This is a genomic window from Ruegeria sp. A3M17, assembly GCF_003318255.1.
GTDB lineage: Bacteria > Pseudomonadota > Alphaproteobacteria > Rhodobacterales > Rhodobacteraceae > Ruegeria.
The window spans coordinates 135,004-148,341 of the sequence record NZ_QOCF01000002.1; the positions used below are offsets into that span (position 1 = coordinate 135,004).

Consider the following 13,338-nt stretch of genomic DNA (forward strand, 5'->3'; position numbering starts at 1 on the left):
TAGGTCGCCCCGTTTGTCAAACCGGAAAGGGTTCCTTGATGTCCCAGCAAACCAATCCCGTAAAAACCGCCTGGGGGTCGTTGCGCAAGGGTTTTGTCGCAGTTGCCTTCTTCAGCTTGTTTCTGAACCTTCTGATGCTGGCTGGTCCACTTTATATGCTGCAGGTCTATGACCGCGTTCTGACCAGTCAAAATGTCGACACCTTGATCGCGCTGTCTGCATTGCTGGCCGGTGTTTTCGTCGTGGTCGCCTGCCTTGACCTGATGCGGATGCGCATTTTGGGACGTCTGGCCGCCCGCTTTGAGCTGAACGTTGGTGCCCCGGTCCTCGGCGCTGCGATGCGCCGCCGTGTCCATGGCGAAGCCGAGGCTGGCGAAAACCTTGTCGAAGACGTGAACGGCTTTCGCGAATTCATCTCGGGAACCACGCTGACCGCGTTTTTCGACGCGCCGTGGATCCCGCTCTATCTGCTGGTCCTTTATGCCCTTCACCCCTATCTGGGTCTGCTTGGTCTGGCCGGGGCCGTCATGCTGACGATCATGGCCCTGATCAACAACTCGCGCGCCCGGGAACCGATGTGGTCGGCTTCGCAGGCGCGCGGTCGTTCAGATGCATTGTTCAGCATCAGTGACAAAAACGCCGAGCTTGTTCAGGCGCTTGGCATGAAATCCGATTTACTGCGTCGCTGGACCTCGCTTCAGGCTGAGGCCCATCAGCACAAGACCCGTGCCGCTGACCGGGTTGCCAGCTTTTCTGTTGTGTCCAAGACCGTTCGGATGGGTTTGCAGTCGGCCATTCTGGGACTTGGTGCGGCACTGGCCATCACCGGAGAATCCACCGCTGGCGTCATGATCGCGGCAACCATTGTGCTGGCCCGCGCGCTGGCGCCAATTGACCAACTGATCGGTCAGTGGCGCAGCTTTCTGGCCGCGCGCGGATCGTATTCCAAGCTGACCAAACTAACTGAAGAGTTCGCCGAAGCCCCACCCAATCTGCACCTGCCACGCGCGTTCAAATCTCTGGACGTCAAGATTGCGCAGGCAGGCCCCCCGCGCGCCGTCAACGCCTCGCTCCGCCAGATCGACTTTGGCCTTGTGCCCGGAGACGTGCTGGCGGTTATCGGGCATAGCGGCTCGGGCAAGACCACTCTGGGCAAGATGATGGCTGGTATCTGGCACCCGCAGCGGGGCGAGGTTCTGCTGGACGGCAGCCCGATGTCCAAATGGAACCACGAGGATCTAGGCAAGCAGATCGGTTATCTGCCACAGGATATCGAGCTGTTCGACGGCACGATTCGCGAAAACATCGGGCGCTTCTCGGTCGCCATAGATGATGCAGAGGTGCTGCGTGCCGCCCGCGAGGCCGGTGTGCACGAAATGATCAGCGCCCTTCCTGATGGATATGAAACGCGCATCGGTCGGGGATTCTTCCTGTCAGGTGGTCAACGTCAGCGGCTGGCACTGGCCCGGGCGCTTTATGGCGATCCGTTTGTGTTGATTTTGGACGAGCCGAATTCGGATCTGGATGCGGAAGGCGAACAGGCCCTGCGCGATGCGATCATGTCGGCGCAGACCCGCGGCGCAATTGCCATCGTTATGACCCATCGTCCGGCAACGCTGCAGGCTGCCAACAAGGTCATGGTCCTGCGAAACGGTGCCCAATCTCAGTTCGGAAATAAGGAAGACGTTCTGAAGGTCAATCGCCGGAACGTTCTGGACAACCCTACCCAATCCGCGGCGAAAAAAAACGACGCGACCACTGCCGATGAAACTCAGATCAGCGGAGCTGCCCAATGACCCAGTTGATGAAACGCTCGCAATCTCAGAACGCGCTTGCTGCCCACGATGTACAAGCCTTGGACATCACGACCGAGACCTCTGAGATCAAACGCTATGTCCTGTTCGGGATGTTTACCCTGATGGCCTTCGTTGGCGGCAGCGCCTATTGGGCCTTCGCCTCGAAACTGGACGGGGCGGTGGTCGCGCCGGCCTCGTTTGTGGTGGAAGGTGACCGCAAGACGGTCGAACATCTGGATGGTGGCATCATTGACTCGATCCTTGTCACGGACGGTGAATTTGTCCAGGCAGGTCAGCCCCTTGTGCGGCTTGACAGCTCGGACATCGACGTAGATCTGAGCATTCTGGGCAGCCAATTGGGCGAGTTGTCGGTCCGCCGTGCCCGCTTGCGGGCGCAGATCAACGGCACGGACAGGTTTGACGAGCCAACAGCATTGGCCGGTTTCAGCGATGGTATGCAGCGGCTGCATTGGTTGTCGCCTTACTTGACGCAGAAACAACTATTTGATGCCGAAGCCCGCGCCCGCCGGACCGAGGCTCAAATCAACGCGCAACGCATTCAGGGGCTGCGCAATCAAATCGCCGGCCTGAACGAACAACGGCTCTCGACCCAAAACCAGAAGGACATCACGCAGATTGAGCTGTCCAATCTAAAATCCTTGCTGGACAAAGGGCTTTTGGCCGTCACACGGGTCAGCGCGCGCCAGATCGAAATGGAACGTCTGGGCGGCATCGACGCGTCGTTGCGCACCCAGATCGCGCAGGCCCAGGATCAGGTGCAAGAGTTGCAGCTGTCCCTGCTCAGCCAACAAAAGCTGCGCGACGAGGTGATCGCCGGAGAGCTTGCGGTTGTGGATGCTCAGCTGGATCTGATCCACTCACAATATTCAGGGGCCTCGGAACGGTTGAAACGAACACAGGTCCTGGCCCCTGCCAGCGGGCGGGTCGTTAATTTGGCAGTATCCACAACCGGCGGCGTCATTCGCCCCGGAGAGGCGATCATGGATATTGTTCCCGCCAATCAAGCCCTGATCGTCGAAGCGCGGATCAAAACCGCCGATATCGACAAGCTGCAGATCGGTCAAGCAACGCGCATTCGCCTGTCGGCCTTTACGCAGACCGATGTGCCCGAAGCCAGCGGCCGAATTTTTGACATCTCAGCCGACGCGCTGGAAGATGACCGCACCGGCGAGCCTTATTACAAAGCCCGGGTGAAACTGGATGCCGATCAACCCACCGAAGTCGCCGCCCTGGATCTTTTGCCAGGAATGCCCGCGGATTTGTTCGTGAAAACCGGCGAGCGCGCAGTAATCAGCTACCTGTCACAACCAATCAGTGACCGGCTGGCCAAGACTTTTATCGAGTGATTTGTTTTGCCCGCATCCGGCTTGCCGGATGCGGGTCGTTCACATCTTTCTCGTGATTAAATGCAGCAGGCTAGGCGCCGTATCGCGCCATGAACATATCGACGGCCTGCGTCGCAATTGCATCCAACTCTGCTTTGGAAAAGTTCTTTTGAACACCAATGGCAGCGCGGGTCCAAATCCGAACCTTGCATAGTTCGCTGAACTGTTCGGCTGCCAATTGCAGGTTGTCGATGGCCAACTCACCCTTGTTGACCGCCTTTTCCAGATATTCGACCATTTGGCGCTGACCGTTCTGCGGCCCGGCCTCATAGAATGTTTTGCCCAACTCCGGGAACCGGTCACGCTCGGCGATGCAGATGCGGAACATTTGTTGCGAGAAATCCGAGACCAAAAAAGTCGTCAACTCGGTTGCGGCGATTGTCAGACCTTCGCGCGCTGGCTTACGGTCATCGACCATGGCGACGACGTTTTCCGCCATCCGCTTGCATTCGACCTGTGCCACTTCCATGAACAGTAGACGCTTGTCCGGGAAGTAACTGTATAGCGTCGCCTTTGATACCCCCGCAGCGCGCGCGATATCGTCGACGCTTGCACCTTCGAAACCATCCGCCATGAAAACCTCGCGGGCTCCGCGCAGGACCTGATCAAATTTTCGGCCTGTGCGCAGGATGGCGGCTGCTTCGGTCATGTGCTCTCCTTGGGTGGTGTGGGTGACAAATGTATAAACCGTTCAGCTCAGATACCACAATTCGCACGATTTGCAGCCGCCTGGCAACACAGATGACGTTAGGTTTTAGATTGACCAGTTAAGTAAATTGGCAACGCAAGACTGCAATGCCGAACATCCGGTCCGACATGGCTTGCGACCCGCGTTATCCGTGTTACCAATTTGCGGATGGTCGATATCTTCCTGCGTACCCTACCCTTTTTTGCGATCATCGGCCTGGGATACTGGGCCGGGCGTAGTCGGTTTTTCTCGGAGGAGGCCACCGCCTATCTGACGAAATTCGTTTTCTATTTTGCGTTGTCGGCCATGCTGTTTCGCTTTGCCGCCACCCTGCCCTTTGCTGATATTTTCAATGCAAGGCTAGTCGTTGGATACTTGATCGGAACTGCCGCTGTGTACGTCTTGGCGATGGTTGTCGCATGGATACGTCGGCTTGATATCCCGACCGCAGCGGTAGAGGCGCAATGCGCGGCCATCGGCAATGTCGGTTTTCTGGGTTTGCCCATGCTGGCGCTGCTGTTTGCCGAGGCCGCGATTGGCCCCGTAATGCTGGTTCTGACGGTTGATCTTGTGGTGTTTTCATCCCTGATTGTCATCTTAATAAATGGCGGGCGTGACGGGCGGTTGACGCCTGCAACCTTCCGACTGATCGGGATAGGGTTGCTCAAGAATCCAATGATCGTTTCGATCTCGGCAGGAATGCTTTGGTCCGCCTTGCAGCTTCCCGTTCCTGTCCCATTGAATGATTTCTTGACAATTTTGGGCGGGGCAGCCACACCGGGTGCCCTGTTCGCTATCGGAGCTTCTCTGGCCAGCAAATCCGCGGAACGCGTTCACATTGCAGGCTGGCTGAGCTTTTGCAAATTGGTCGTCCACCCTGCTTGTGTTGCAGTTGTTTTGCTTTGGGTTCTGCCTGTCGCGGCATTTCCGGCTTCTGTCGCCATCGCTGCCGCGGCACTACCGGTGGCGGGTAACGTCTACATGCTCGCCGCCCATTACAGGGTGGCCCCGCACCGTGCATCAGCTGCGATACTTCTGTCCACTGCGGCCAGCATTCTGACGGTGCCATTGGTCATCGCCTGGGTCGGAACGCCCTGATCTAAGCCTTGTGAAAAATGGCACACCAAAGCCGCTCAGCCTTTACGTATCGAGCGTGTAAGGATAGCCATGTCGCAAACCTAACGTAAGGACAAAACCAAATGGAAACCCTTTCGGAAAATGCATGTTTCGGAGGCGTTCAGGGCGTCTACCGCCACGCCTCGCCTGCCTGCCAGTGCGACATGACCTTTGGCCTGTTCCTGCCGGCCGAGGCCAAGGACGGCCCGGTTCCGATTTTGTGGTATCTGTCAGGCCTGACCTGCACCCATGAAAATGCGATGACCAAAGCAGGTGCTCAGGCCTGGGCGGCGGAGCAAGGCATCGCGGTGGTCTTCCCGGACACGTCGCCGCGCGGTGAGGGTGTCGCGGATCACGAGGATTACGATCTGGGCCAGGGCGCCGGGTTCTATCTGAACGCCACGCAGCAGCCCTGGGCCCCTCATTTCAATATGTGGGATTACGTGGCCGAAGAATTGCCTGCTTTGCTGACCGAAAACTTCGCGATCGACGCGGAGCGTCAGGCCATAACCGGACATTCGATGGGAGGTCACGGGGCGCTGACATTGGCCATGAACCTGCCGGGGCGCTTCCGGTCTGTGTCCGCCTTCGCACCCATTTCAAACCCGACGGGTGCGGATTGGGGTCGCAAGCAACTCAGCGCCTACCTGGGCGATGATCAGACGGCATGGGCCAAACACGATGCCTCGGTCATGATGAAAGAAGTCGGCTTTGATGGCCCTATCCTGATCGACACTGGTGCCAGTGACCAATTCATCGACTTGCTGCGCCCCGAAACTTTGGCGCAGGCGATTGCCGAACGTCGTCAGCAGGCAATCTTCCGCCTGCAGCCGGGCTATGACCACTCATACTTCTTCGTGTCGACCTTCATGGAAGACCACATCACCTTCCACGCCGAGGCACTGTACGGAGACTGAGGCATGAGTAAGTACGATTATGACCTGATCATCATCGGGTCCGGCCCCTCGGGTCGATCGGCCGCGATACAGGCGGGCAAGCTGCAACGGCGTGTTCTGGTGATTGATCGCAAGGATCGGTTTGGCGGCGTGTCCGTCCACACCGGAACGATCCCGTCAAAGACCCTGCGTGAAACGGTACTGAACCTGTCCGGCTGGCGCGAGCGCAGCTTCTATGGCCGCTCGTACCGGGTCAAAGATCAGATCCGGGCCGAAGACCTGAAGGCACGTCTGCATATGACGCTGGATCATGAAGTTGACGTGCTGGAACACCAATTCAACCGCAACCATGTGGAGACCCTGAACGGGTTGGCCAAATTCGTTGGGCCTCACGAGATTGAGGTTGCCACTGATGCCGGTGAGACCACGAGACTTACGGCGGCCAAGTTCCTGATCGCAACCGGAACAAAAACCTATCGCCCGGATTATGTGCCATTCAACGGAAAGACCGTTGTGGACGGTGACGACTTTCTTGAGATGGCAGAGATTCCGCGCTCGCTGGTCGTGATAGGTGCCGGAGTGATTGGCGTGGAATACGCCACCATGTTCTCGGCTTTGGACGTTCGGGTGACGTTAATCGAACCGCGTGAAACCTTCCTGGATTTCATCGACACCCGCCTAATCCATGATTTCACCCATCAGATCCGCGAAAACGGCGTGGACCTACGTCTGGGCTCAGCCGTTCAAAAGATAGAAGACGCTGGGGGCCATGTCGAAGTGACTCTCGAAAATGGCCGCCACGTGCGTGCCGAGATGTTGTTGTTCGCCGCCGGGCGCATGGGGGCGACATCGGCATTGAACCTGCAGGCCGTTGGCTTGGAAACCGATCATCGCAACCGGATCGACGTGGATCGCAAGACGTATCAAACTGCAGTGCCGCATATCTACGCGACTGGCGATGTGATCGGGCACCCATCATTGGCTTCAACCTCGCTGCAACAGGGCCGCGTGGCTGCATGTCACGCGCTGGAAACCCCCACCCTGCCGGAAAGTCCGTGGTACCCTTACGGCATTTATTCAGTCCCCGAGATCTCAACTTGCGGCATGTCCGAAGAGGAACTGCAAGAACGCGACATCCCATACGAAGTCGGCGTGGCGCGGTTCCGGGAGACCTCGCGCGGGCATATCATGGGGTTGGAGCACGGCATGCTGAAAATGCTGTTTTCACTGAAAACCCGCCGGGTGCTGGGTGTGCAGATCGTGGGTGAAGGCGCGACCGAGTTGATCCATATCGCGCAGGCAGTCCTGAATCTGAAGGGCACGGTGGATTACTTCGTGCAGAATACATTTAACTATCCAACCCTGGCCGAGGCCTATAAGATCGCTGGTTTGGATGCATTCAATCGGATGCCAATCCCGGACGAGTTCAAAGTGCGCAAGAAACCCGCTGAAAAGACCGAGAAGAAGGCCGGGAAAGCGTGACGACGCTCTATATCGATGGCGATGCCTGCCCCGTGAAAGCTGAGGCTGAACGGGTTGCAACCCGGCACAAAGTTCCGATGGCATTGGTGTCAAACGGTGGCTTGCGGCCGTCTGCAAACCCATTGGTTCAGGTGGTCATCGTGTCCGAGGGTGCGGATGAGGCAGACAAATGGATTGCCGAACGAAGCGGCGCAGGGGACGTTGTGGTGACATCCGATATCCCGCTGGCCGCAAAATGTGTCGAGGCTGGTGCCCGGGTCCTGCGGCCAAACGGCGAAGTCTTTACCGCGGCCAATATCGGCCAGCAACTGGCTATGCGTGATTTGATGGCCGACTTGCGCGCATCCAACCCATTAGGCGCGGGTGACGGCGGAAAACCCTTTGGCAAAGCTGACCGATCCCGATTTTTGGACGCCCTGGAACGGGAATTGAGGGCTGCGCAGCGGGGCTAATCCTCCCGCTTGCCAGCGACGCATCAAAGATGCGTCTTTGACAATTGGGCCGAGCAGCGCTGCGCGCTGCGGTTGTGCCTTGAACAATGCCGTCGCGCTTGGTTCAGTGGCACCAACGCGAGAACAAGAAGACAGGTACCAACATGTCGGTGAAAGCTGTTGTTTTTGACATCGGGAACGTTCTGATTGAATGGCAACCCGAACGCTATTACGACCGGGTCATCGGAGAAGAGCGCCGTCGCGCCATGTTCTCGGAAGTTGACCTACACGGGATGAATGACCTTGTCGATCAGGGTCATCATTTTACTGACACGATATATGACTGGGCCGAGAAATACCCGGAATGGCGCGATGAAATCCGAATGTGGCACGACAAGTGGATCGAACTTGCAACCCCCGAGATCCCCCACTCGGTCCGTCTGCAACGGGCCTTGCGCGCCAAAGGCGTGCCAGTTTTCGCATTGACCAATTTTGGGGTGCAAAACTTTAACTATGCAACAACGGTCTACCCGTTCCTCAACGAGTTCGACAAACAATACGTGTCGGGGCGGATGCAGACGGTCAAACCGCATGTTCCAATCTATGAAATGGTCGAAGCAGATTGTGGTCTGCCACCCGAGGCGCTTTTGTTCACCGACGACCGGATCGACAACATCGAAACGGCGCGCGGCCGTGGATGGCAGACGCACCACTTTACCGGCCCACAGGGCTGGGCGGACCGGTTGCTGCAAGAAGGTCTGCTGACGGCCGAAGAGGCGCTATAGCTCAGGCGGTGACGGGCGTTGGGCGGTTTTCGCGAATGGGAAGGTGGACAATGGCACTGAACGCCCCAATCGCGACTCCGATCCACCAGACCATGGTGTAGTCGCCGTACTGGTCATACATGCGCCCGCCCAACCAGACGCCCAGGAAACTACCGACCTGATGGCTGAAAAAGATGATCCCATACAGCGTTCCCATGTAACGCAATCCGTAGAGATGCGCTACCAGCCCCGAGGTCAGCGGAACAGTGGCAAGCCACAGTGAGCCCATGACCAGCGAAAAAACAATGACCGACAGCGGCGTGATTGGGAACACAATGAAGGCAGCCGCGGCGAGTGTTCGCGCGGTGTAGACTCCTGCCAGTAGGTATTTTTTGGGGAAATGGTTTCCAGCCCAACCCGCCAGCAGCGTGCCCGCAATATTGGCCAGACCTATCAATGAAATTGACACGGCTCCCAGTGCTGATGTGGTTGTGATGCCGATCGAATGCAGAACGCCACCGGGTTGTATGGGTCCGCACATCTCGGTCACGAAAGCGGGGAAATGTGCGGTGATGAAGCCAAGCTGATAACCGCAGCTGAAAAAGCCCAGAAAGATCAGCGTATAGGATGGATCGCGGAATGCCCTGGTCAGGATCTGGCTCATGCTTTCTTCGATCTCTGCCTTGCTGGCAACCTGTGGGGCGCGCATGAACGGCAGTGTCAGCACCAGTGCCAAGATCGCTGCGGCGAATACAATGAACACCTGCTGCCAGGGCATAAAACTCAGCATCCATTCGGCTGTAGGCGCCCCCAAGACCTGACCGAAACTGCCCGCAGCTGTGACAACCGCAAGCGACATAGAGCGGTTTTCGTCCGACGATGCCCGCGCCACCACGGCAAGGACCACGCCAAAACCTGTGCCCGCGATACCGAACCCCACCAGCCATGCGTACATCTGGTGTTCGAACGGCGTGACGGACCAGGCCGACAGAACCATGCCCGCCGCATAGATCAGCGCACCCAGGATAATCGCGCGCCTGTCGCCAACCTTTTCGGCGATGGCTCCGAAAATCGGCTGTCCGATGCCCCAGGCCAAATTCTGAATCGCGATTGCCATCGAGAAGTCCGAGCGCAGCCAGCCGAACTCATCCGCGATGGGGATCTGAAACACGCCAAACGATGCGCGGACGGCAAAACTGACGGTGATGATGATACATCCGACGATCAGGATGGGGTTCAGCAAGCGCGTGTGTTGGGGCATTAGGTCCTCGGGCGTTCAAGAACCAGACGTTACCGCGTTTAAGTTGTGCGTCAATTCAGGAGTTTTGCGGTCACGGATCAGCAAAATTGATGCGTCCGAGAAATGGCTGCTTTTCAACGGGCAAACCGGGCGCTATGCCTCAAAACATGACGGGTTTGATATCGCTTTATGACACGCAGGTGGCCGATGGCACCCTGACCAGAGACGACGCGCAAGAGGCTGTTCTTCCTCATTTCGAACGCATCCGGGCGGCATTGGCCGAACCTGTGAAGCGCGGGTTCTTTCGAAAGGCCCCGCCGCCGCCCAAAGGTCTATATCTGTGGGGCGGAGTCGGACGCGGAAAATCCATGCTGATGGATATGTTCGTCGACTCGTTGGCAGACATCCCCGCCCGCCGGGTACATTTTCATGCCTTCATGCAGGAAATCCACGCCGGCATGCACAAGGCCCGAAAAGACGGTGTCGAAGACGCGCTGGCTCCTGTGGCCGCCTCTGTGGTCAAGTCCGCGCGCGTACTGGCGTTTGACGAAATGCAGATCACCGACATCACGGACGCAATGATTGTTGGTCGTCTGTTCGATCTGCTGCATGAAGGTGGCACCGTGGTCGTGACGACATCGAACCGCCATCCGGATGACCTGTACAAGGACGGGCTGAACCGTCAGCTCTTTTTGCCCTTCATCGCACATATCAAGGAACAGCTTGAGGTGTGGGAGCTGATCTCACCCACGGATTACCGGCAAAACCGGTTGGAAGGCGCACCTGTTTACTTTACACCCATAGGTCCCGAAGCACGCGCGAGCATTCGCAGCGTCTGGAATGACCTGGCCGGGGGGACGGCGGATCCGCTGATCCTGCAGGTCAACGGTCGTGCGGTAGAACTGCCCGCCTTTCGAAATGGCGTGGCGCGGGCCAGTTTTTACGACCTTTGTGGAAGGATGCTGGGCCCGGCGGATTATCTTGCTATCGCGGAAGAGGTCAAAGTTCTGGTCCTTGAGGACATCCCGCGCCTGTCGCGCAATAATTTTAACGAAGCCAAACGGTTCGTAACGCTGATCGATGCACTGTATGAGGGAAAAGTCCGCTTGATCTGTTCAGCTGCGGCAGAGCCCGAGATGCTGTATGTCGAAGGTGAAGGCACATTTGAGTTTGAACGCACCGCGTCGCGCCTGCGCGAGATGCAGGATCAGGATTGGGGGCAATAGGGGCGCTGCCCCCGCCGCGCTTTGCGCGACTCCCCCGGGATATTTTGGCCAGATGAAGCTGTGCGGATGCGCCTTTTTCAGCCATTCTCGCGCAGAATATTACCGGCCAGGTATAGTGATCCACAGATCAGAACCCGGACCTGCGGGTCATTTTCAGTAATGTTTTTCAGGGCCTCGGCCACACTATTGGCAGTAGACGCTGCTAGCCCAACCCGAGAGGCGGCTTCAGCGGTATCGTCAGCGCTCAGCGTATTGATCTCGCCCGGGATAGAGACTGCCGTCAGGCTTTGCGCCTGTGCGGCAAGCGGAGCCAAATACCCGGTGACGTCCTTTGTGTTCAACATCCCGCAGATCATGTGGGTTGGACGTGCAGGCAGTTTTGCCAGAAGATCGGCCAATGCCTCCCCCGCTGCCGCGTTGTGCCCGCCATCCAGCCAAAGCTCGGCCTCGGGGGCCTGTTCGACCAGCGGGCCGGTTTTCAATCGCTGCATTCGGGCTGGCCATTCGGCCTTGGTCACCGCAGCCTCATAGGCGTCGTCCCCAAGATCCAGATGACGTAAGACCGCTAGCGCTGCACCGGCGTTTTGATACTGATGTGCGCCCAACAGATTTGGCAACGGCAGATCGCGCAGGCCAGTTTCGTCCTGATAGACGAGCCGCCCGTTTTCTTCGGTGACGTGCCAGTGTTGGCCATGCACCAACAAAGGTGCACCCAGACGCGCAGCAGTGTATTCAATGACTTCCAACGCCTCGTCCTGTTGCGGGCCGACAATGCAGGGAACACCGGGTTTGATGATGCCGGCCTTTTCCGCTGCGATCTTGCCCAAGGTATCGCCGAGAAACTGCTCATGGTCGATTGAAACCGGCGTAATGACCGTTACCGCAGGGTCATGAATGACATTGGTCGCATCCAAACGACCACCCAACCCGACCTCAAGCAACGTGTAGTCGGCCTTGGACCGCGCAAAAGCCAGCAGGGCCGCGCAGGTCGTGATCTCAAAATACGTGATGTTCTCGCCACCATTGGCGGCATAGCATTCGTCCAAAACCGCAGTCAGATCCGGTTCGGAAATCAGATCACCCGCCAAACGGATACGTTCGTGAAACCGTGCCAGATGGGGCGAGGTATAGGCATGGGCGGACAGCCCTGCCCCTTCCAGACCCGCGCGGATCATGGCCTGGGTCGAGCCCTTGCCGTTGGTTCCGGCGATGTGGATCACCGGGGGCAGTTTGTTTTGCGGATTGTCCAGCGCGGCCAGCAGACGCCAGACACGATCCAAGGTCAGATCAATGATCTTGGGATGCAGCGCCATCATCCTCTCCAGAATGATGTCCGATGTCTGAGAGGTCATTTTTCTTCCGCGTCTTCAGCCGGGGCTTCTGCCACTGCATCTTCGGGTTCAGGCGCAGGCAGATCGCCTTTGACCGCCGGAGGCTGGTTCATCAACATCCGCGTGATGGTGATCAACTCATCGCGCATTTCGGTCCGCTTGGTCACTCGGTCCAACATGCCGTGGTCCAACAGATATTCCGCGCGTTGGAAGCCTTCGGGCAGCTTTTCCCGGATCGTCTGTTCGATCACACGCGGACCGGCAAAACAGATCAGCGCATTGGGTTCCGAGATATGGACATCACCCAGCATCGCGTATGAGGCGGTCACACCACCTGTCGTTGGGTGAGTCAGCACAACGATGTAGGGCAGATTTGCCTCTTTCAGCATTTCTACTGCCACGGTTGTGCGGGGCATCTGCATCAGGCTCAGGATACCTTCCTGCATCCGCGCGCCACCAGCGGCGGAAAACAGGATCAGCGGGCGTTTCAACTTTACCGCCTCTTGCGCGGCCGCGATGATCGCGTTGCCGACATACATGCCCATGGATCCGCCCATGAACGAAAAATCCTGCGCAGCCGCCACAATCGGGGTTCGCCCAATTTCACCCAGGGCGACGAGCATCGCCTCTTTCTCGCCCGTTTTCTTTTGGGCGGCTTTCATCCGGTCGGGGTACTTTTTCTGATCGCGGAACTGCAGCGGATCGTCTTTGGGCGCGGGAACCTCGACCTCGGTAAAGATCCCACCATCGAACAGATGATCGAACCGCTCGCGCGGTGTGATCGCCATGTGATGATCGCACTGGGTGCAGACATTCTGGTTTTCAGCCAACTCACGGTGAAACAGCATGGTTCCGCATTCATCGCATTTGTGCCAAAGATTCTCAGGCACTTCTCGGCGCGAGAAGATCGAGTTGATCCGTGGGCGGACGTAGTTTGTAATCCAGTTCATATCGGAACCTTG

At 57.7% G+C, this 13,338-nt stretch carries 12 protein-coding genes; 8 read left to right on the forward strand and 4 right to left on the reverse strand.

What is annotated here, in order from left to right:
* Positions 1–38: 38 nt before the first annotated feature.
* On the forward strand, positions 39–1,796 hold the full coding sequence (locus tag DS906_RS00790; RefSeq protein WP_113788364.1) for a type I secretion system permease/ATPase: 1,758 nt from the start codon (positions 39–41) through the stop codon (positions 1,794–1,796).
* Positions 1,793–3,163, forward strand: a complete 1,371-nt coding sequence (locus DS906_RS00795; RefSeq protein ID WP_113788365.1) for an HlyD family type I secretion periplasmic adaptor subunit — start codon at positions 1,793–1,795, stop codon at positions 3,161–3,163. The genes DS906_RS00790 and DS906_RS00795 overlap by 4 nt, the downstream gene beginning before the upstream one ends.
* A gap of 70 nt (positions 3,164–3,233) precedes the next feature.
* On the opposite strand, the gene DS906_RS00800 is transcribed toward DS906_RS00795, so the two are convergent.
* Positions 3,234–3,851 (reverse strand): TetR/AcrR family transcriptional regulator, encoded by a 618-nt coding sequence (locus DS906_RS00800; RefSeq protein WP_113788366.1) that lies wholly within the window; start codon positions 3,849–3,851, stop codon positions 3,234–3,236.
* A gap of 207 nt (positions 3,852–4,058) precedes the next feature.
* On the opposite strand from DS906_RS00800, the gene DS906_RS00805 reads away from it, so the two are divergent.
* From DS906_RS00805 to DS906_RS00825, 5 genes are all read left to right on the forward strand, one after another.
* Positions 4,059–4,988, forward strand: a complete 930-nt coding sequence (locus DS906_RS00805) for an AEC family transporter (RefSeq protein WP_113788367.1) — start codon at positions 4,059–4,061, stop codon at positions 4,986–4,988.
* Positions 4,989–5,089: 101 nt separating this feature from the next.
* Entirely contained in the window at positions 5,090–5,923 is an 834-nt protein-coding gene (gene fghA, locus DS906_RS00810; protein WP_113788368.1) for an S-formylglutathione hydrolase, read from the forward strand.
* Positions 5,924–5,926: 3 nt separating this feature from the next.
* On the forward strand, positions 5,927–7,384 hold the full coding sequence (sthA, locus tag DS906_RS00815; protein ID WP_113788369.1) for a Si-specific NAD(P)(+) transhydrogenase: 1,458 nt from the start codon (positions 5,927–5,929) through the stop codon (positions 7,382–7,384).
* Positions 7,381–7,836, forward strand: a complete 456-nt coding sequence (locus tag DS906_RS00820; RefSeq protein ID WP_113788370.1) for a YaiI/YqxD family protein — start codon at positions 7,381–7,383, stop codon at positions 7,834–7,836. Before sthA ends, DS906_RS00820 begins: the two co-directional genes overlap by 4 nt.
* A 143-nt stretch (positions 7,837–7,979) precedes the next feature.
* The gene (locus tag DS906_RS00825) at positions 7,980–8,600 is read left to right on the forward strand and encodes an HAD family phosphatase (protein ID WP_113788401.1); all 621 of its coding nucleotides are present in this window, start codon (positions 7,980–7,982) and stop codon (positions 8,598–8,600) included.
* A 1-nt stretch (position 8,601) separates the two neighbouring features.
* Here the strand turns inward: DS906_RS00825 and DS906_RS00830 are convergent, their stop codons facing one another.
* Positions 8,602–9,840: an MFS transporter gene (locus tag DS906_RS00830; protein WP_113788371.1), complete on the reverse strand. Its 1,239-nt coding sequence runs from the start codon at positions 9,838–9,840 to the stop codon at positions 8,602–8,604.
* A gap of 146 nt (positions 9,841–9,986) precedes the next feature.
* Between DS906_RS00830 and zapE the strand changes: the two genes are divergently transcribed.
* Positions 9,987–11,045, forward strand: a complete 1,059-nt coding sequence (gene zapE, locus DS906_RS00835) for a cell division protein ZapE (protein ID WP_113788402.1) — start codon at positions 9,987–9,989, stop codon at positions 11,043–11,045.
* Between the two features lie 77 nt (positions 11,046–11,122).
* Here zapE and DS906_RS00840 read toward each other — a convergent pair whose 3' ends face one another.
* The gene (locus tag DS906_RS00840; RefSeq protein WP_113788372.1) at positions 11,123–12,397 is read right to left on the reverse strand and encodes a folylpolyglutamate synthase/dihydrofolate synthase family protein; all 1,275 of its coding nucleotides are present in this window, start codon (positions 12,395–12,397) and stop codon (positions 11,123–11,125) included.
* Complete coding sequence (gene accD, locus DS906_RS00845) at positions 12,394–13,326, reverse strand: acetyl-CoA carboxylase, carboxyltransferase subunit beta (RefSeq protein ID WP_113788373.1); 933 nt, start codon at positions 13,324–13,326, stop codon at positions 12,394–12,396. Before accD ends, DS906_RS00840 begins: the two co-directional genes overlap by 4 nt.
* Positions 13,327–13,338 lie beyond the last annotated feature (12 nt).